Origin of the sequence: Stenotrophomonas sp. GD03877 (assembly GCF_029840555.1) — a bacterium.
Taxonomy (GTDB): Bacteria; Pseudomonadota; Gammaproteobacteria; order Xanthomonadales; family Xanthomonadaceae; genus Stenotrophomonas; species Stenotrophomonas geniculata.
The window spans coordinates 13,082-34,117 of sequence record NZ_JAOCCT010000046.1; the positions used below are offsets into that span (position 1 = coordinate 13,082).

General features: G+C 58.7%; 12 protein-coding genes and 1 pseudogene. 9 read left to right on the top strand and 4 right to left on the bottom strand.

Going from position 1 to position 21,036, the window contains the following annotated elements; all coding sequences use genetic code 11:
* The first annotated feature begins 155 nt into the window (after positions 1-155).
* The 4 genes from N5D20_RS22715 to N5D20_RS22730 all read left to right on the top strand — a co-directional run bounded on the left by N5D20_RS22715 (position 156) and on the right by N5D20_RS22730 (position 4,322).
* Positions 156-1,265: an S-(hydroxymethyl)glutathione dehydrogenase/class III alcohol dehydrogenase gene (locus N5D20_RS22715; RefSeq protein WP_005413335.1), complete on the top strand. Its 1,110-nt coding sequence runs from the start codon at positions 156-158 to the stop codon at positions 1,263-1,265.
* Between the two features lie 56 nt (positions 1,266-1,321).
* Positions 1,322-1,897, top strand: coding sequence for an S-(hydroxymethyl)glutathione synthase (gene gfa / locus N5D20_RS22720; RefSeq protein ID WP_005413334.1), 576 nt, complete (start codon positions 1,322-1,324; stop codon positions 1,895-1,897).
* 97 nt (positions 1,898-1,994) lie between these two features.
* Positions 1,995-2,738 carry a cation diffusion facilitator family transporter gene (locus N5D20_RS22725; RefSeq protein WP_049400906.1) on the top strand — a complete coding sequence of 248 codons (744 nt, stop codon included), beginning with the start codon at positions 1,995-1,997 and terminating at the stop codon, positions 2,736-2,738.
* A 543-nt stretch (positions 2,739-3,281) separates the two neighbouring features.
* The gene (locus N5D20_RS22730) at positions 3,282-4,322 is read left to right on the top strand and encodes a lipid A deacylase LpxR family protein (RefSeq protein ID WP_017354473.1); all 1,041 of its coding nucleotides are present in this window, start codon (positions 3,282-3,284) and stop codon (positions 4,320-4,322) included.
* An 867-nt stretch (positions 4,323-5,189) separates the two neighbouring features.
* Here the strand turns inward: N5D20_RS22730 and N5D20_RS22735 are convergent.
* From N5D20_RS22735 to N5D20_RS22750, 4 genes are all read right to left on the bottom strand, one after another.
* Positions 5,190-5,675 (bottom strand): hypothetical protein, encoded by a 486-nt coding sequence (locus N5D20_RS22735; RefSeq protein ID WP_017354472.1) that lies wholly within the window; start codon positions 5,673-5,675, stop codon positions 5,190-5,192.
* Positions 5,676-5,948: 273 nt separating this feature from the next.
* Entirely contained in the window at positions 5,949-8,705 is a 2,757-nt protein-coding gene (locus N5D20_RS22740; RefSeq protein WP_017354471.1) for a caspase family protein, read from the bottom strand.
* 57 nt (positions 8,706-8,762) lie between these two features.
* Positions 8,763-10,328: a hypothetical protein gene (locus N5D20_RS22745; RefSeq protein ID WP_017354470.1), complete on the bottom strand. Its 1,566-nt coding sequence runs from the start codon at positions 10,326-10,328 to the stop codon at positions 8,763-8,765.
* Between the two features lie 353 nt (positions 10,329-10,681).
* Positions 10,682-11,539: a hypothetical protein gene (locus N5D20_RS22750; RefSeq protein WP_146027645.1), complete on the bottom strand. Its 858-nt coding sequence runs from the start codon at positions 11,537-11,539 to the stop codon at positions 10,682-10,684.
* 118 nt (positions 11,540-11,657) lie between these two features.
* On the opposite strand from N5D20_RS22750, the gene N5D20_RS22755 reads away from it, so the two are divergent.
* The 5 genes and pseudogenes from N5D20_RS22755 to N5D20_RS22775 form a co-directional block, all read left to right on the top strand.
* Positions 11,658-13,079 (top strand): Wadjet anti-phage system protein JetA family protein, encoded by a 1,422-nt coding sequence (locus N5D20_RS22755; RefSeq protein ID WP_049400904.1) that lies wholly within the window; start codon positions 11,658-11,660, stop codon positions 13,077-13,079.
* A 1-nt stretch (position 13,080) separates the two neighbouring features.
* A complete protein-coding gene (locus N5D20_RS22760) occupies positions 13,081-13,737 on the top strand; it encodes a DUF4194 domain-containing protein (protein ID WP_017354467.1) in 657 nt (218 codons plus the stop codon).
* A complete protein-coding gene (locus tag N5D20_RS22765; protein WP_158704768.1) occupies positions 13,724-17,143 on the top strand; it encodes an SbcC/MukB-like Walker B domain-containing protein in 3,420 nt (1,139 codons plus the stop codon). The genes N5D20_RS22760 and N5D20_RS22765 overlap by 14 nt, the downstream gene beginning before the upstream one ends.
* 50 nt (positions 17,144-17,193) lie before the next feature.
* The gene (locus N5D20_RS22770; RefSeq protein WP_192813847.1) at positions 17,194-18,351 is read left to right on the top strand and encodes a Wadjet anti-phage system protein JetD domain-containing protein; all 1,158 of its coding nucleotides are present in this window, start codon (positions 17,194-17,196) and stop codon (positions 18,349-18,351) included.
* A gap of 91 nt (positions 18,352-18,442) precedes the next feature.
* Positions 18,443-21,036, top strand: a pseudogene (locus tag N5D20_RS22775) (hypothetical protein); the annotation flags it as partial.

Consider the following 21,036-nt stretch of genomic DNA (forward strand, 5'->3'; position numbering starts at 1 on the left):
AACAGCTCGCCAAGAAGAATGCTGTAGGCGCATTCGACCTGATTGAAACGCGTTCTAGAGCCGGCGCCAGGGGCGGCGCGCCCGATGTACCACTGATCAAGCTCGCCCCAAAGACCGTTGTCGCACTTATCTCGTTACACCCAAGGAGAACTCACATGAAATCCCGTGCAGCCGTTGCATTCGGTCCCGGTCAACCGCTCGAGATCGTCGAAATCGATGTTGCTCCGCCGAAGAAGGGCGAAGTACTGGTGAAGATCACCAGCACTGGTGTCTGCCATACCGACGCATTCACCCTGTCGGGCAATGACCCTGAAGGCCTGTTCCCGGTGGTGCTGGGCCATGAAGGCGCCGGCATCGTTGTCGAAGTGGGCGAGGGCGTGACCAGTGTGAAGCCCGGCGATCACGTCATCCCGCTGTACACCGCAGAATGCGGTGAGTGTCTGTTCTGCAAGAGCGGCAAGACCAACCTGTGCGTTGCCGTACGCGCCACCCAGGGTAAGGGTGTGATGCCTGATGGCACCAGCCGCTTCAGCTACAACGGCCAGCCGCTGTATCACTACATGGGCTGCTCGACCTTCAGCGAGTACACCGTCGTGGCCGAAGTCTCTCTGGCCAAGATCAATCCGGAAGCGAATCCGGAGCACGTCTGCCTGCTCGGTTGCGGTGTCACCACTGGCATTGGTGCGGTGCACAACACGGCCAAGGTGCAGGAAGGTGACAGCGTGGCCGTGTTCGGCCTCGGTGGCATCGGCCTGGCGGTGATCCAGGGTGCTCGTCAGGCGAAGGCTGGTCGCATCATCGCAGTGGACACCAACCCGTCCAAGTTCGAGTTGGCCAAGCAGTTCGGCGCAACCGAATTCGTGAACCCGAAGGATTACGACCGTCCGGTTCAAGAAGTCATCGTTGAGATGACCGGCTGGGGCGTCGATCACAGCTTCGAGTGCATCGGCAACGTCAATGTGATGCGTTCGGCGCTGGAGTGTGCACACCGCGGCTGGGGCCAGAGCGTTGTCATCGGTGTGGCCGGTGCTGGTCAGGAGATCTCCACCCGTCCGTTCCAGCTCGTGACCGGTCGTCGCTGGATTGGCAGCGCCTTCGGTGGTGTGAAGGGCCGTAGCCAGCTGCCTGGCATGGTCGAAGACGCCATGCGGGGTGAGATCGATCTGGCTCCGTTCGTGACCCATACGATGGGCCTGGAAGCAATCAACGAAGCCTTCGAACTCATGCACGAAGGCAAGTCCATTCGTACTGTCATCAACTACTGATGCACCGCAGCACCGGGCAACCGGTGCTGCACTTCCAACAATAGGAGTTTAAGTCCATGCAACACCAAACTATCCATCCCTCGGTCGATTCCGGCGTCGTTGCCGGAACCGCCGGCTTCAAGGGCGGCACGCTGAAGTGCCTGTGCTCTGACAAGCCGGTTGAGATCTCCGTCGCAAGCAATGTGGCCCACAACCATGCCTGTGGTTGCACCAAGTGCTGGAAGCCGGAAGGCGCCATCTTCTCCGTGGTCGGTGTCGTTCCCCGCGATACCGTTTCGATCACGGCGAATGCCGACAAGCTGGCGATTGTCGATCCGGCTGCGACCATCCAGCGCCACGCGTGCAAGGACTGCGGTGTCCACATGTTTGGCCGCATCGAGAACAAGTCCCATGCCTTCTACGGCCTGGACTTCATTCACGTTGAACTGTCCGAACAGAAGGGCTGGGAAGAACCGCGCTTCGCCGCATTCGTGTCTTCGATCATCGAAGGCGGCGGCGCAAGGCCGGAACAGATGGACGGCGTCCGTAGCCGCCTGAAGGCTCTGTCCCTGGAGCCGTACGACGTGTTGAACCCGCCGCTCATGGATGCGCTGTCCGCGCATGCTGCACGACTCAGCGGCGTTCTCTCCTAAGCAGTGTAAATGCCGCCCCTTGCATGCAAGGGGCGGTACTTCCTGACAGTACGCCACCGGCGTATACATTTTCGCTCAGAGCCTGGAGTCTTCGACCATGTCCTTGCTTCCCCCCAACGCAATGCACGAGCGGACTCTGCAGGGCGTACAGAGCACCGGCAACGCACGGGCAATTACGAAGGCCGCGACTCTCACTGCGGTCATGATGTCCGTCGAAATTGCTGGAGGATGGGCCTTCAACTCGATGGCTCTTCTCGCAGATGGCTGGCACATGAGCTCTCACGTGCTGGTACTCCTGTTCGCACTTTCTATCGCTTGGTACGCTGAGCGGAATCAGAGCCGCCCAGAGCGCGCGGCTCGGGTGCTAGCGGTTGAGCTCATCGCGGCGAGCGTAAGCGCGATGATCATGCTTTGGATTGCCGCTTCGATGGCCTATGAATCGACGGAGCGTCTCCATGCGCCAGAGGCTGTTCAGTACTCAGAAGCGCTTGCCATCGCCGTTGCGGGTTTGATTACAAATATATTCTCAGCGCGGTGGCTACATTCTGCCTACCATCGCGAAGGTGCTGCGGTTGATCACTGCCACGTTCCGCATGAGCGCCATGCTGACGAGAAGGGGGCCGATGCGCGCAGGAGTCCCAATCTTCGTGCGGCCTATCTTCACGTCGCTACGGACACCGCTGTAACGGCACTCGCAATTACTGCACTTGTCGTGGGGATGATCTGGGACGTGACGTGGCTGGACTCAGTCACAGGCCTCATCGGAGCGTCGGTTGTCGCAGTCTGGGCCATTAGATTGCTTCGTAGCTCCATTTCGGCGTGGATAGGTCGGCGTAAGTAGCTAGTGCGGTGGTGCCTCCGTGCTCAGCACGGAGGCTAGCCCTGCGATTGGGAGCCTTCCACAAAACTCGCTGCGACCGGAGTCATTCCTGGACGCATCTGGCGAGCCCGCTGAGCGCATATGCCCCACCTCACATGATGCGGAGTTGCTGGCGGGGTGGCCATTCTCTCAGTCAGAGATCAACAAACTGACTGTGATTCTGAAACGTCCATCTTGAGCGGCTGACGTTGCTTCGCAGCGAGGTGACGTGCCCTTCAGTCTAGGTCAGTACCTGGGGCGCCGGCTGTTGCGGCACTAGGGGAGGGCCTGGACGATCTCTTGCTCAGGCGAACGTCTTGGCGAGCCCAAGAGCGCTAGATACTGCTGCAGGGATGCGCCGCCTTTGAAAGCAATTGGCGTGCGGCCGGCTGATGGCCTGGTGTATGGCTCAAACCCCTTCCTCCGGGTCTACTGCGACAGCGCATTAGATCTTCAATTGAACCTCACATTGAGTCAAATGGCAGCAAGCCCATGAAAAGACTGGCGCTTAGTCGGTTGTCTGTGATGGCGGCACTCGTGTTCCTGGCCGCTGCCCGAGCCCCGGTGGCCCAGGCGGCCGAACAATGTGGCCCGGACGCGATGCGCGATCACCCGCCGCAGATCAGCTTCCGCGTCGACAACGACCTGTTCGGTGGCCGCCACCAAGACCAGGGCTATACCAACGGCGCGCAGCTGACCCTGGTCTCGCCGAACCTGGTCGACTACACCGCCGACCCGTGCCTGCCGCGCATGGCGCGCTGGGTGAACCAGTACCTGGAAGGCCTGCACCCCGGCAGGTTCGAGCAGCAGAACATGATCTTCAGCATCGGCCAGGCCATCTTCACCCCCACCGACCCGACCCGCCGCGACCTGATCGAGGATGACCGGCCGTATGCCGGCGTGCTGCTGGCCAGCTTCGGCTTCAACGCACGCAGCGGCGACCGCCTGCAGACCACCCAGCTGGCCGTGGGCGTGGTCGGGCCCTGGGCCCAGGGCAGGCAGGTGCAGAACGCCGTGCACGACGCGCTAGGGGACGAGAAGTTCAAGGGTTGGGACAACCAGCTGCACAACGAGCCGGTGTTCATGCTGACCCACGAGCGCATGCGCCGCTGGCCGGCCGATGCCAGTGTCAATGCCGGCGGCTGGGGCTGGGATGCGATCAGTCACTATGGCGGTGCGATCGGCAACCTGGAAACCAAGGCCAACGCCGGTGGCGAAGTGCGCTTCGGCTGGAAGCTGCCCGACGACTTCGGCAGCACGCCGCTGCGCCCGGCCGGCGAGAACACCGCGCCGACCCGTGGTGGCCGCCTCAGCGGCTGGTCCTGGCACTTGTTTGCGACCACCGACGCGGCATGGGTAATCCGCGACATCACTCTGGACGGCAATACCTTCCGCAACAGCCACAGCGTGGACAAGCGCCACGTGGTCGCCCAAGGCGGCTACGGCATCGCGGTGATGCGCGGGCGCTGGAGATTCGCAATGGCGCGTTACCACAGCACCCGGGAGTTCTATGGCCAGCGCCAGTCGCCGGTGTTCGGAAGCTTCACTATTAGCCGCTCGCTATAGTAGGTGGCGACGATCGCGGGTGTTCGACCATGCAATGTCCTTGAGTGCAGTACCTCGCAGAGCGACTACAGAAGTAACGCGGGAGTGCATGATGGAGAGTACTGAATGATGCTAATCACCAAGCTCGTCGTAGTCATCGTCGCGCTTGCCGCTGGGATCAAGGTGATTGATTGCTGTGTCGTGTGGGCAGCGCGACGAAGGCTGGAGAAACTTCAGAAGCTAAAGGCGCCGGCCCCATCGAGATCTCCTTTACCCGATGCCCTGGTGGTCTACTACTCTCGCTCTGGGCACACCGCCTTAGCCTCTAGTTATCTGGCGAACCAGTTACACGCCGATCTGCGTGCTGTCGAAGCATTTGACTACTCATTGGGCTTGGCCGGGTGGGTGAATGCTATGGCTGATGGGGGTCTTGATGACGCGTGGATAAATCCCGCGTGGATGGATCTAGCTCCCTATGACGCTATCTATTTGGGAACACCCATCTGGCGTGGTTGCCCAGCGCCGCCGGCTTGGGAGTTTGTTAGGAGCAACATGTTCCCTGGGAAAAAGGTCGTACTAGTCACTACATCCAGAGGATCATGGAAGCAGTCAGCTATTGAGCTCCTTGGGCGAGAGATAGTTCGACGAGGTGCGCGATCATTCGAGCATCGGCCTTTGGCGCGCAAGCGTGCCTGGTTCAGAAGATCGGACCCAGATGATCTCAGAATTACGGATCTGATGTGACCGACCTACCATGAATGCCCCCGGCCAATGCTGCGTTTAGTCGGCACCCCTCGCCTTAGCTAGCGCTATGCCAATCGCCGCGTCGCCCCTTGCTGCACGCTCGTCAACGGCCTAGGGCCGTCCCGAGAGTTTCGTGAGGTGGTTTCATTCGCGATTGTCGAGCCGTCCGTTAGACAACGCATGCTGGAGAGCAATCGCAACCTGCGTCGCGGCGTAGACCCAATCGTTGTCTTCTTCGTACGGATCCACTTCCGAATCTTCTTTGCCACCATGGAAGAGGTTGTTGCGGACTTGCCGCATGGCTTCCACCAGCGCGACCGCATCCGATTCGGCATCCAATGGGCAGGGGCAAAAGCGGGCCACCAAGTTCCCGTTCTCTTCAATAATCATCTGCTTCATGGGGCGCTCATCGCGTTGACAGAGAAGGCGCGCACGCGCCGACTCAGGAACCTCTGACGCGAAATCGTCGCCCAACTTTCGGACGCGCTCTTGCACCTTGCGCCAAGCCACGTCGGACGTCGGTTGCCCCGTCCGGTCTTTCCGGAAGAAGTCCCCGTGCCGTCGGAGCTGGAATTCCAGTTTGCTCACGGTCTTGAGAAGGTCGTAGGCGAGATTGGCGCTTACCGGCATTTCAGCATTCTATGTGAGTAGTGTGAGGTCCGAATCGCAAACTGCCACAGCGAAGGCACAAGGACCACCAAGAAATGGCGCTACTTGAGAGCCGCCTAACACGCGGGAGGATGTCATCCTGTAGGCCGGGCGTCGCACCTCATCTAGATTCTTGACCTATAACCGCTTCGGGCTGGCAACGCAGGTCGGCAGTGACTTGGGACAACTTTGCCTAGACACCGCTAAGAATACTTGGATGGGGTTCGCGTGAAGGCCGCGCTTACGATTCGCCTCTCAGTAGTCGTCCATTGATTGCAGGTGAGTGCTGCGCTTCGACTTGGTGGCTGTCGAGTCTGGGTCGGGTTCATCTCCGTTCACCGTTACCCACTCGATGAGAGGGCCCAGGTCGGATTGGCGGCGGGCTTCCGCATACAGCTTGCTATAGGCGGCCATGGCGTATATCGGCGACAGCATGAGCTCCGCTGCCAAGGCGAAGACATCGGACTCGGGTGGCAGCGACACAGTGGTGAAGGCGCCGCTGTCGGCATCGGTGTGGCGCTCAGCCAGCGCATCCAGAAGACGCCGACGGAGTGCTTGCTGGAAGGGGCTATGGGTGGGATTAGGACACCTCAGGCCGTCTTCGACCGGAACCCAGGTGTCCAGTGACCAGGCGGGGGCGAGCACTTGCGGGGTTGCCGCGTCGTCAATCCCCTGTGCATTACCCTTCAGAGTGCCCATAGCCTGGTCAGAAAGCCGATTTCGCAACAACCAGCGGTCATCAACTGAACGCTGCCAGAGAGTCCATAGACTCCCACCGGACCGCCATTGGCCGATCTCCTCGAACAGTTCGGAGGCCAGTCCGCCTCGCGCCTCCAGCTTTGAGGCAAGGCTCCATGAGGCCGCCAGCGCGGGTGGGTTACGGAGCGGATGGGCCACGTTCGATAGGCCTAGCCATTGCGCGAGCACCGCAAAATCGGATAGACCCTCCCTGATTTCCTTAGGAACGGCTGCAACGCATTGTCCAACGGTATCGATGTGCTGCCCGCCCCGCTGGAAGGCAGCGAGGGCCGCGTACAAGGCCCACATCGGGCTGGCCATTGCTTGCTCGGTTGATGGCACCGCCACCTCCCGGCCGACTGTAAGCTGCGCTCGCGCCGCCTCCGTCGCAAGCCCGATCGGATCGAACAGCAGTGACGCACTTCCCATCCGGACCAGATGGATGGAGGCAGTCGCCAAGTCGAGCATTCGTGCGCCCTGAGTGTCCACCATCGGAGGGGTTGGCGGAGCTGAGGTACAGTCAAGGTAGATCTCGGTACGCCACCCCTTAATCACCGGGACGACCAGTCCGTCTTCATTCGACTCGTCCCAAGGGCTGGCCGTTCGCAGTGCGAGGCTGCCAGCTGTTGCTGCTAATTTGAGGTAGGCGTAGCCGAGCCTGTCGTCCGTACCACTGTGGATGAGGCGCTCCTCCAAGGTTGCCCCTACAAGGGAACTGAGGTGCCACTGCCGCCACGGTGGCGCGGGGTTTAGAGAGCCGTCGGGACTGAAACTGGAGTCGCGCGCGAAGACAAAGACCTCACCGATTTCGCTGAGATCGCGGCTTGGCTCCGTCGGAATCATCGAGTATTCAGCGGCATGAAGGGACTGATTTTGGTGCGTGGTTGACGTGCCGATGACGGGCGCAGCCGCGGAAAATTCGGGCCCGGGCAACCGCTGGTCGAGGGGCGCATCCGCAACAACGAACAGCGATTGCGCCGATTCGGCCCCGACGTGCACCAGGGCTTTGTAGAGTCCCGGAGCTAAGGACAGCGAGACCACTCCCGTACCGATGCTGACACGAGCGTAGCTAGCATCGAGCACCGTGATCTGCGCGTTGGGATTGTCCGTCCTCAACACCACCGGCTGCGCTGCAACCTCGTCGGTTCGCAAAGCGGGCATGTCGATAGGTGCAGCAACGGGAGGGGTGTTGCCTGCAGCTGGCAGCACCGGGTAGGGAACCTCGAAGGCGACGTCGGGTAGATTCCCTGGTGTAACGACGAGATGCAGACCCGGGGTCAGCTCCACGATGGGATGCTCGAGCTGGCGAAGCTGGCTACTGCGTAGCTGCCCATTTGGCGTCATGTCGGTGGGCGGCGCGGGTGGGTAAGGTGAGATGTCAGGATCCGGTTGCCGGTCGATGGCCGCGAATTTAGCAATGATGCGGCTCAGGTCGACGGCAACCCGGCGTGGGAGCGCGGAAGCTGGCGCCGACGCCGGGCGCTGATATATTCGAATCCGCTTCGTTGCGGGAGTCAGTGGTGGCGTGTATCCGGTTTCCTGTTCGTAGCGATCGGCCCATAGCACCTGGAAGTAGTCCGCGACGGCGCGATCCGTCACCCATCCGTCGGCGTCAGGCGGTGCGCTGCGCAGCGCGTCCAGTAGGACGCTAGTGAACAGGCCGCGAGACTGCCCGGCCGGGCCAATGTTGCGCTCAAAGGACTGACGTCCCCGCGGCGCTCCATACGCCTGGAACAATCGGACGTGTGCCGTTCGTTGCCGGTCCGGCGGGGTCCAAGTCGGCTCGAGCACCTGGCTCGCCTTGAGTACGTCCTGGCAGCAGTCCGTTACCAGGATGATTTCATCAAAGAAACCCGCGTTGGCGATTTTCGACGCATAACGCAGGACGGCGATATGCGCCGTGTCGCCGTTTTGCGCGACGGCCGAGAATAGTGCCGGGTCGTGAATCGCCGAACCGGCTGTGAACCCGTGTCCGGCGAAGAACAGATACAAGCGCTGTCCAATGCGGTCATGCCATCCGTTCGGGGTGCGCAGCCATAGATTAAGCGCCTTCTTGAGCTCCTTCTCGGTCGGGTTTGCGTCGTCCGGGGTCGCTGCCACGCCATAATCCTGCGACCGTATGACTTGGATACGTCGGGTGTCCAGGTCGCCGTACTCCGGATCGAGGAGCCATTGCCGGAACTCTTCGCCATCGTTCTCAGGTCCATGGAGGTCACTCAGGCCGGGATAACGGTTAATTGTCAGCACGATCGCGTAGTGATCATCTCGCGGCATGTCCACATCTCTCCCTGTTGCGTACACAAGGGCACCTTTGGCGTGCTCTCGAAGATGTCACCATCCGCCGAGGAGGCTCTCAACGCTGAGCAGCGTATCTTCGTCGTCGTCGAAAGCTCCGTGATCAATGCTTGTGCTGTTCAAGCCTGCTGTCTGTCCTTGGGACTTGGACCAGATCGTACGGTTCGGTGCAGCTCCGAGCCACGCGCGGACTGCACCTATTTCGGGAAACTTGCTATCTGAGTAGATGTGGTGCCAAGCGAAGAAGCGTTCCATGCCCAGCAGCGGCATGTCCGGTTCGTCGACGAGCGTTCCGTCGGAATTTGGGCGCGATTCGAGGACACCCGACACCAGATAGAGGAGGGAGCTGGGATAGATGAAGCGCTTCCAGTCCTGCCCATTGGGAAATTTAGAGTCGTCTCCGACGACCTGATCGTCCCGTTCGAATTCATCGCGCATGCCAAACAAGCGGAAGTGACGGATGCGATCGCCATGTTGGGTGATCGTGGCGGCAAAGCGCTCGTAGGTGATGGCGGGCGCCAGGAACACGACGTCGAATGCAATCTCGGCCGGCAGAAGCTCTGATGCCTTGTCAAGCCAATTGGCGATGTAGACGGCGCCAGTGCTGTGGCCGACTAGAGTGATCCTCGATAGCAGCCCTTCAGAGGCATGGGCGGCACGCAGCCGCTCCAGCAGCGCAGTTCCGGCATACAGGTCGGAGCCGTCGCCGAACGCATCGAGTGAGTCCTGCTTCATGCGGTTCCACTGGAGTGCCTTGCCCCATTCATTGAGTCCACTGCCACCAAAATGAACACCACGCAACACTTCCTCTACGACCGTTGCATACAGGCCGTGATCGCGTTGATCCGCGTACCGACGCAGAACACCCTGCAGGATGCGCTTCACCAGAAGGGAAACTTTGAACCAGACGATCAACCCGCGGCCTCCCTCGACCCCGGCGACCTGCGTTGATACCGCCTGCGAGAACGGGGTATCTCGAACGCTCGCTCCGCCCCCGATGAATGCATCGCGTGCTTCGTCTAACGCGGTTGGCAGGGTTTGCATGGCGACCACAAACTCGCTGTCGGTTTGCAAGTCGGCTTCGATCTCGGCGTCGTCGATCAGCGCACTCGCCGCACGCGCACCTGAGGGCCCCACTACAGGTTTGAAATCACGGTAGGGCACGTGATTGCGACTGGGATCGCTCCAATATGTATCAACTGCCTGGCGGACCTTCCCTGCATCGACGTTGCCCGGCGTGATGGTCCGGGCGCCGTTGCTACCTCCCAAGCGGCGGAGCGCGTACTCTAGCGCCTTGCGCACCAGATTCTTGAATACCGGCTCATCCGGCAGCTCGCGCAGGTTGTTGCGGATCGTTTCAACGAAACCCGACTCCCACACGGAAAAAACCGGATAGGCCGATTGAGAAAAGCGCCCCTCAAGTCGCTGGGCAATACCGATACCCGCGGCCTTGTCGACCAGGCCCCCGTGAAAGTAAAGCAGCAAATGACCACGCCCGTCCTTACGAAGCGCCGTGACGATAGCGTCGATATCCTCTGGCTTCGTATCGGTTCCGGCACCGATACGGCCGTTGCGACTGTGGATTTGATGCAGACTGCCCATACCTGGCCCCCTGTGACCAGAATGATGCCAACCCAGAGTGCCATGAGTTTATGAAGTGGGCAATCAGTAATCGCCTAGGTAGGGATTGGTCACCTCAATGCCGAGTAAGCGAAGGGCTAGAGTTGAATGCCCCGGACCATGCCGCAGCTGGGGCGGTAGTTTGCATTTGGCGCTCGATCGATAGGGACACGAGGGCACGGCTCATCGACCTGATCATTGAGGTACAGACGGAGAATTGGCTTTGAATGCCAATGGCGTCCATCTGATACGGTTCCTATGTAGGGTAGCTACCCAGGCAGGGGTAGCGCGGTATCCGTGCCGGGCCTCAAGTTTGGCTACGATCATGCCATCCGCTAATTCAGCTCGCCAAATAGCCACGGTTGGATCGCGGTTGGATCGTCGACGCAGAGGTGAAATTCGTTCGGCGGCTCCTTCTCTGCATCGGTGGCGCAGCGCAGTTCATGTAGTCGGTATTGGAGTAGTGCGGCACGGGTTCTTAACCTGTAGGCTGCCTTACCTCCGAAATACTCGATACGCACCATATCCTTCTGATCTGGTGTCAGATGCGGATGGGGGACGATCGACAGCTCTACCTGTGTCTGCCAGGCGGCGTCCTGGCTAGGCTCGGCCCGCTCTGGCCGAGGATCAGCCAGCTGTTTCAAGCCGCTCAGCCGATTTATAGACAGGTCCAGGAAGCGTCCGGCTTCCGCCTCGTCCTCGGCGATGACAAATGCGCGAACATGCCAGCGCCTGCCTGCCTGCACCAGCGCATGAGGGAACAGTCGTTTGGTGCGAGGTGCTGGGTTGCGCATGGACCGGTGCTCGCCAACGAGCCCCTTGCCCTCTCTGCAGGCACGATTAAGCAGTGCGAAGTGGCGTCGTTCAACGCCGCCGAGGATAAGCTGGGAGCTCTCGATAAAGCCTGTAGCTTCCTGGGGGCGCTCAAACGCAAGGTACTCTTCGATCAGCCCTTCGGTTAGGAGGGGTCTGAAGCCAGACATCGCCACGTATCCGCGCACATGGCTTCGGTACTCAAGGCCGCCTCCATTGAGTTCAGCATATTGGGTTAGCAATCGACTTACCGTGGTGATATGCAGATCAAACACTTGGCGTACTCGCTCATTGGTGACTTGCCCCTCCCAGAGGAGCAGCGTTTCGATGGCTCGAAGTGTTTCCGGACTTTTGTTTGGATTGGGGCGGGGGCGGGGCATGGGGCTGGGCCGGGGTCAGATGACACGCAGCTTAGCATTGATGCTAAGTTAGCGTTTATGATATGTTAGCGTTTATGCTAATGTGAAGTAGATAGCCCAACTTCTGTGGAGTTGCACAGTGTCCAGCTCTCTGTTTGAGGTACTGCCATCGCAACTCTTTCGCCCATTGGCCTCGGCAAATCGGGAGAACTACTGGCGGCTGCTCTTGGGTCTGTACGAAGAATTCTTCGGGCCAGAGGCTGAGGTTCCCCCGGCGACCGGCTGGGAACGGCGGCAGTTGACGCAGTTCATCGAGAACTACCTCGAACACGATGACGCTTGGCAGGCAGAAGAGGGGGTAGGCCAGCTCACTCCGCTCAACATTCGCGCCAACATGTACTTGAGCCATCTCACGGAGAATGGCTGGTTCGAAGAAGAGCAGGTGGGACTCACGCGCACTCTGTCCATGACTGCTGTGGTAAGCCGTTTCCTTGCCACCTTGCAGGTCTTCACAGAAGACACGCCGGCGATGGTGGGCGCGAAGATGCGTTCCATTGAAGACACATTACGTCGGGTGCTTGATCCTGCAAGCAATGTCTACGGTGACGACTTCGTAAACGCCGGCGACAGCGCCCATGCGCTTCTGTCCGGGATTGCCGCCATGAGTCTGAACGTGCGTACCCTGCAGCGCGAGATATTCAAGTCCGCGACCCCCGGGGCGGCTATCCGTCGGTTGTTTGAAGACTACATTTCCAAGCACGTCATGGCTGACTATGCGGACTTGGCTGGCGCCGATCACCCCCTCGCACGAAAGGCGCAGGTGTTGAGCCTAACTCAGGAAATCCATTACGGGGATCATCGGGAACGGATCATCGTGTGGTTGGCCGAGCGACGCTACAAAGGTGATAAAGGCACGGCTGAGGCTGTCTATGAGAAGGCGATCAGGCGATTGAGCAATGTCTATCGTCTGCAAGACTACTTCGATCGCTTGGGCCAGGATCAGCGCCATATCGAGCGTCGCATGCTGGCCATGATCGAGTACCAGCTTCGCGCGCCGGGCCAGCTCGAGAGACGGATCAAAAAGGCTATCGCCGGAGTCAATGCTGCGGAGAACTTCGACGCCTCCATGCCCGTTGGGCCCGGAGCATTGCTTTCCGGTGAACTCCTGTTTCAACCACGCATCGCCCGTCCGCCCATTCCCAGGACCGCGGATTCTCCGCGGCAGATGACAGCCGAGCAGGAGGCGCGGATGAACCTGCACAGGCGTGCGCGTGATGCGCGTACCGCCATGCCAACAGAGGTGAGGGTGTACTTGCAGGGTGTCATGGGAGGAGGTAGGCAGATCCGGGCGTCTCAGCTTCCCATCACCGGTATCAAGCAATTTCGAATGGTGCAGACGCTGTCCACCTACGCACAGGAAGCAATGACAGGCCTCGGAAAGAAGCACCATGAAGGAATTTCAAAGCGACTACCTGGATATCGCTTCCAAAGCGCCGGTGATGAACGAATTGCCGGGCCGTATTTGGACATGCCGGACTTCTACATCACCAAGGTGAAATGACATGGCACGCCACTGGGAAAAGGCGCTTAGCCGCGACACTATGTACGAAGAGCAGGACTACGAGCAGGCGGCCTATCGGCTAGTAACCCATCAGGTCTTGTCCGCCTCTGACCGGGCGACCCGGAAGGATTACGGCATTGTCAGCCGAAATATCAATGACTTTGAGCAGGCAGTTCGTCCCCTTGGCATCGAGCTGTTGCACGACACCAACTACCAGTACATCGTGGCGCGGCCCGTGCACGTACTGACCCAACAGCGAGCCAGCAAGGACGAAACCCTGCTGCTGTTGGTGCTCGCCGGCGTTCATCATCGCGTCCGTTTCGAGGGGCGCGAAGAGCCAAATGGCGAAACTTTCGTCGATTTGCCTGACTTGCAAGAGCACTACGAGAAGGAAACGGGCAGGGACTTTCCCTCGCCTGGGGACTTCCGCTCTTTGATGACCAAGTTCAAGCGCTGGGGGATTGCTGCCTTTGAGGACAAGGACGATGTACGGAATCAGCTCGCGAAGGTTCGCATCCATCCCGCGATCGGAGATCTGCTGCGGAAGGAATACTTGAGCCATCTGGAATCCTTCCGTAAGGAAGTGGCAGGTGAGGGGGATGCGGCTACTTTCGACGCAATGAATGAAGTCACGGAGGATGGCGATGTATCTGCTTGAGAAATTTCACTTGGTACAGTTTTTCCTATTCCGTGCCGAAACCCTGAGCTTTAGCCCTGCAACAGGCATTGTGGCGCCTAACGGATCTGGAAAATCTGCGATTCTGGATGCGATGCAGATCGTCTTGTACGGAGGGGATCAGAATCAAATCGATCTCAATGCGCAGTCAGGGGGGGTATCAGGCACTCGAGGGCGTTCAGTGCGCGAATACTGCCTCGGCTACTATCGCGGTGACGAGCATATTCGTGAGAATGCGACGTCCTATTTGACCATGGTGTTTCGCGACACTGAGGGCGAATTGCCGCCGGTTTCGGTTGGCCTGGCCCTGGGCGCGTCAGTGGGCGACCCAAAGCTGCACGTCTACGGGCGCTATGTGGTCCAAGGGGTTGCGCTCGCGTTAGATGATCATCTTGAAGCGAACGCCGAGGCGGAACTTTTGCCGTTGGCCTGGGGAACGTTCAATAAGCTGATGGAGGACGCAGTCAGTCGCGTGAATGGTAGGCTCGCAGTGCCTCCGTCGGCGGAGAAGCAGGTTGAAGCAATGTTGTTCGCCTTGCGCCCCAAAGGAGGGGGCAGCATCGACCCGAGAGCTTTTCGGCGAGCGATGAAGAATGCGCTTAATCTGCAGAAAGTTCCTGACACCAGCAGCTTTGTTCGAAATTACATTGTCGATGCCTATCCTATCGAGCTCAAGAACTTCCGCTCCCAGCTCGACAATCTGCGCTCGCTTCAAGCCAAGGTTCTGGAAACACTGGACAGGCTTGAGAACGTCAAAAGCTTGATCGCAGCCGGTCATAAGGCTACTCAGACTCGGATGCACGCAGCGACCTATAGGGCGCTGTTGGATGACTATGAGCGTGAACAACACATGGATGCTGTTGATGCGGCACAAACTACGCTGCATGAAGCGCGGGACAGGCATCAGGCAGCGCAGAATGCAGTCGACAGCGCCAAGGCGGAGCATGATCGACTCAACGGCGTGTACATCGAACTAGAGCTTCAATCAGCAGCAGATCCGGCGATCAGTGCCGCCCGTGACCTGGCCAGCGAACGAGAGAGATCACTTAGACCTATCAAAACCAACGTGGCCCAGGCCATTCGCGAGGTGGTGGCGGGCTTCGAGAAGGCCAACCGCGTGAAACCCGATCTCGGAGGCTGGCAGCATCTGGCGATGCCGTGGGTTGAGCTTCTTGATGCGGTTTCCAGTACATCCGTATCCGATGCGCTTGTGCTTGACGTTTCGCAGGCCTCGGCAGCATTGCGCGAGTCCAGCATGCGGGTTGCTCCGATCATCCAGTCGGCACGGCGTCAGCTAGACCATGACGAGCAGAGGCTGTCCAAGCTTGGAAATGAACTTAGGATCGCTAACGAGCAGATCAAACGCATCCAGGAAGGCAAAGCGGAACTCCCGCCGGCCGTCCAAGCAGTTGTGAACATACTTGGAGACAAAGGACTTCTGTGCACGCCCGTCTGCGATTTGGTTACAGTCACAGATGCCGACTGGGCACCCGTAATCGAGGGATTCCTTGGTCGTTCGCGCACTGCCCTGGTTGTCCGTAGCGGCAAGTTTGAGGATGCCTTGTCCGTTTTCAACAAGATTCCGTGGGATACAAAGCCGGATTCAGTACTGTTGGTGAACCCGGTGAAGTCGAAGGCGGATATGGGTGTGGTTCCGCCAATGGGTCTCGCGCACCTGATCGCGGGTGACAATCAAGTGGCGGTGGACTATATCCGTCTTCGACTCGGCCGGCTGGAGCGATTGGAGCGCGTCACCACGGATAGCCCAGAGGGCTTCACCCGTACTGGCGAGCAGGCTGGACGTGCTGATTTCGGCCGTCGACGCCCCTTGTCTGCAACGGAACTGGTGTTGGGACGCCAAGATGCGAGCCATCGCCTGGCGGTGCTTCGGCAGCAGCGCAGCACTTTGGGGCAGAACGCAGCCGAATGCGAGCAGGAGGCGAACCGGTCGCGCCAGTTGGTTGAAGCCCTTGAGAAGTTGGTGGGACTTGAAGGACGTATCCAGGACATTGAAAGATGGCTGAACTCGCACATTCAGGAGCAATCCGCGCTTGATGCAAAGGCGGCGATGCAAGAGATCGCAAGCGCACCTGATCTCCTTGCTCGTCAGCTGCTCATCACAGAGGCAAGGCGAGCTGCCCTGGCAGCACAGTCGAAGCTGGAAGAAAGCAGCAGAGACGTCGGAACTCATGGTGAGGCTTTCCGGCAAGCACAGAGACGGCTAGACGAGCTTGCGGATAGAACCAACGGAATCTGCTCAAAGGCGGCTCTCAGTCGCCGCAATGAATACGTGGGTGATGAGTGGTTCGAAACAAAACGCGATGAGTTTGATGGTTCCGGCCTATCGCTGCATACGATTGTGGCGAAGATTAGTGACGCTACGGTTAGAAGTGGCAATCAGCTGTCTTCCCAGGTGCAGGCCTTGGCAAGTGACATGTCTACATACGCAAACCAATTCGATCCGCAGATGGATATCGCGGTGGGCGACTTGGGTGCCATGTGCGAGACGATGGCTCAGGAGAAGCAACGGCTAGAGGAATCCGAGCTCCATCACTACCAAGTGCTTTCCGCGGAAGCTGCAGAAGCGGCAGAGCAAACGTTCAAGGTGCAGATCGCCGCCCGCCTGAGCGACCACTTCGCCAGCATGCGCAGCACGCTCAATGAGCTGAACAGTACGATGGAGCGCTTGCCGCCATTCTCGAACAACGAGAAGTATCACTTCGTCACCAATCTCAATAAAGATCATGAGTCGCTGTACAAATTCATACTGAAGGTGGCTGGTGCGGGACCGGAGGGGGATATCTTCTCTGGACAGGTGGATGCTCCTCCTGAGTTCAGGGCGATGCTTGAGGGAAAGGATGCAGAGGCCAACAGGCTTCTGGAGGACTATCGCAATTTCTTCAACTTCGAGATTGACGTTCGCAGCAATGGTGTGACGGTGACCGACTTCTCAAAGCGCATGGACAAGGGTTCCGGGGGCGAGCACCGCGCGCCTCTTTTCATCGTTGCTGCAGCGTCGATGGCGCGCGCATTGGGAAAGTTGCGCGGTGATCAAGGCGGCATGTCGCTGATAATTTTCGATGAGTTGGGTGACAAGATTGACTCAGTGAATACCCGTGCCGTCTTTGAGTACCTGAAGGCATTGGGCCTTCAGCCCATCGTCGCGGCACCGGACGATGCCTTGGGTAAGATCAACGAATCGGTGGATACCTACATCGAGATGTACCGTGACGACGATCTTATCTCCATCAAACACGTACGCATTGATGACGATGGTCATGTAATTCTGGATTCCGATAACTGGCGCAAGCATCCCGAGCTTTTCGAGGAGGAGCTCAAGCGTGTTGAAGCAAGTCGAATGCCCCATGGGGAAGGGGTCGTTGCATGACTATAGCCCGGGCCTTCCTTACGTCAATTTTCAATCGCTCCCAGAATGCAGTGAGTCGTGGCAAGGATGAGCGAATAGCTCTCAGGCTGACGGAGTCATCATGCCCAGAGTTCTTCAGCCTGCGCAGCATCGAGGATGCAAGAGCGTTTCGTTCCGAACTTGAACTGGCTGAGCGCTCTGGAGCCATCGAAATCAAGGCCAAGGTGATGGTGCAGCCGCCTCTAGATGTTGCGGGCGTTGCCGTACTGAACCTCGCAAAGCTGGCGAACTTCTTGGGCGCACGACTTCGTCGTGATTCCGTATCAGAGGCCCGTTCCATGCTGGACACTCACACCGGCCTTTTCCCCGTACTGACCGAGGTCATTGAGCGCTGGTCGCTGGGCCATAAGGTTCGCGGGCAAGAGGCTACCGATGCTTCTGTAGCGCAAATACTGGATGCAATCAGACTCATTTCAGCAAGGCGAGGTGTCGTCAGGGACGAACTGTTGCGCCGGGTTTCGGCCATGATGTTTGGTGACAGCAAGCGAGTGGAGGGCATCGTGAAATGGATCGATTTGCTTTGGTTCAACTCTATTGCACCATCTGGACTTGATAGTAGCGAGGTCTTCTCGGCCATAGGCCTGCACAAGGAACCATTGCCCGTACTGATCTCAGGTCCGCTTACGGTTGTTACGTCGACTACGGTGGTGGGAGTGGTTCATCCATATCTCGGCTTCGCTCCTGCCCACATCACTGGATTCGTGCCGAATCCAGCCGTGTTGAGTTGGCGTGTTCTCACCATAGAGAATCGACAGACATTCCATGAGTTTGCTGAAGCTGCATCTGATCAAGTCGGCCTCGTGCTGCTCTATACCGGTGGTATGCCGTCCCCATCCTGGAGACAGGTCTACATGCTGATCTTGAAATCACTTCCTTGCCAGACAACTCAGGCGTTTCATTTCGGCGACTTGGATGAGGGGGGGATGAGAATTGGCGCCGTCATCGCAGGATCTGCCGCCGAGGCGGGGTTCACCCTGAAGCCGTGGTTGATGGATCCCAGGGAGCTCATTGGTCTCGGTTACGCTCTCAAGCCAACGGCTGAATCGGTGTCTAGCGCAATATCTCGAACTTGTCGATCCATCGGGTGGAATGACTTGGCCATTCATGTGGAAACGCATCCGGGGACGCTGGAGCAGGAGGTTCTCCTTCCACAGTTTCCAGGCTCCTAGAATTCTGGGCAGTCTGACCTAGGCGACAAATTGCTTTGCGCCGTCTTTAATGCCTTGATGCGCGTGCCCCGATCATTGCGGGAAGGGAATCATGAGATTTTTTGAACTTGATGCTGTAGATATCACAGCGCTCAGTGCTGGCGATCTGCGTGAATTGGTTGCCCGTCTTTGCGAAGCGGAGGTAATCCAGCAGGGGCGTCGGCCGAAGAGCGTTATGTGGGGAGGTGCGCAGGAGGCACCTGATGGCGGTTTGGATGTCCGTATTGAGGCTATGGACTTGCCGTCCAACGACGGCTTTGTTCCTCGTGGGATCTGCGGTTTCCAGGTCAAGAAGCATGCTATGGGTGCGGCGGCATGCAGGGACGAGATGTTGGAGGGTGGCACCCCAAAGCTCGTACTTGCAGATCTTGCCGATCGAAATGGTGCCTACATTATCGTTAGTGGCAAGGACGATTGTTCAGACAGCATGTTGGCGAGTCGAGTGCGGGCGATGGAGGCGGTCGCGGAGACCCTTCCTGGAAAAGCGTCTCTGCGCGTTGACTTTTATGGTCGAGATCGATTGGCGACTTGGCTACGGCGGCATCCAAGCGTTGCGCTGTGGGTTCGTGCGCGCCTCGGCCGCCCCTTGTCCGGCTGGAGGCCTTTCGGGAGGTGGGCAGCTACTCCCCCAGCCCAGAACGACGCATTCCTTGTTGATGACCACCCCTGCGTGATTGACGCGAACTCGAGCGCAAAGACTCCTATGCCTGTTTCTGAGGGTATACATCTAGCTCGAGAACGGTTGCGCCGCCGCGGTAGTGCGGTGCGCATCACCGGCCTCTCCGGAGTGGGGAAGACGCGATTCGCGCAGGCCCTGTTTGAGGCGAACGTTGGTGAGGAGGCCTTGTCACCAGCTAGCGCAATCTACGCCGACCTGGGTGAGAACTTGACACCGACGGCATCCGAGCTAGTTTCATACATCGTTGCTAACGATCATGCGGTTCAATTGGTGCTGGACAACTGCCCGCCAGACGTGCATCGGCAGTTGCAGAAGCAGGTCTCCGCAAGTAGCGCGATGCTCAGCCTTCTGACAATCGAGTACGACATCTCGGACGATCGTCCTGAGGAAACCGAAGTGATCCACCTCGAGCCGTGCAGCGAGGAGACGGTCTCGATGCTGATCCAGCGGCGGCACCCAGACATCGGGAAGTTGAACGCGGGCAAAATCGCCGAATTTTCCGGCGGCAATTCGCGCATCGCGATCGCGCTGGCCAGCCGGGTAGATGCAGATGAGACGTTGACAAACTTCTCCGACGAGGACCTTTTCCATAGGTTGTTCAGTCAACGAAAAGGAGCGTCCAATGAACTTCTGGAATGCGCTGAAGCGCTATCGCTCGTCTATTCCTTCAATGTCTCCTCGTCCGAGTTCAATGATGAGCTTGGCGTCCTAAGTGCCATCGTTGGCCTCGATCGTCGTGGTCTGCATCGGGCTCAGGCTGAGTTGATGCGTCGTCAGCTCGCGCAGAGTCGTGGTGAGTGGAGAGCAGTTCTTCCTCATGCACTTGCCAATCGTTTGGCGAAGCGTGCGCTGGAGAACATCCCTGTCGATGCAATCAATGCCGAGCTGCTAAAGCCAGAGAACCTCCGACTTTTCGTCTCATGTGCGCATCGACTGGGATACCTGCACGATTTCGAGCCTGCGGTTCGGATGGCAAATAGTTGGGTGAGCCCCGGCGGACCGCTGCATGATATTGGATCGTGTAACGAAGGCACGCTGTCTGCATTGCTATACATAGCGCCGGTATTCCCGGAGACCGTGCTGCAGCTGATCGAGAACGCCGCAACCAAGCCAGGCTTTGCCTCGCGCGAGAACCGAAACTTCAGGTTGTTCGTGCGCCTGCTGCACCAGCTAGCTTACGACGACGATAAGTTTGATCGTGCTGCGACGGTCATGCTGAAGTTCTCCGAGGGCGAGAAGTCAGGTGAGAACAGGGACAGCATAGTTGGACAGATGCGGCATCTGTTCTCGTTGCACCTGTCAGGTACGCTGGCGCGACCAGAACGGCGGTGTGCGTTTGTCAGCAAGCTACTCGAGTCGGGCACCGAGAGGCATCGCGAGATCGCAGCCGAGCTGTTCCATGCTGCGTTCGAAGCGACGCACTGGACGTCTTTCTCTGCGTTCGACTTCGGTGCACGTAGACGTGATGCTGGCTGGCAGCCGCGAACGCGTGCCGAAGAGCTCGAGTGGTATATCGGCTTCTTGAACTTGCTGCGACCGGTGCTGACATGTGATGACTTGACTCTTCGCGACTGGGCGCGCTCACTTCTGGCAGGTCATTTCCGGGAACTATGGACGTTTGCGGGCTGTTTTGATGATCTCGAGGAGATAGTCAGAAGTCATGCTTCGAAAGGGGAATGGCCGCAGATGTGGGTCTCGGTAAAGAAGACGCTTGGCTTCGATGGCGACTCAGCTCATCCTGATCTACTGGCTCGGCTGGAGTCACTTTCGCGCGTTGCGGCACCATCCGACCTCTATTCTGAGATCGAGGCCTATGTGCTGTCCAATACTTGGGATCACATCGAGAGTAGGGGGGGGCAAGTAGCCTTCAGTGACGAGATGATCAAAGAGAAGGTCATCTCTCTTGGTGAGATGGCCGCAGCAGAGCTAGGTTGCTTAGAGCGATTGGGTCCAGGGCTTTGGTCGAT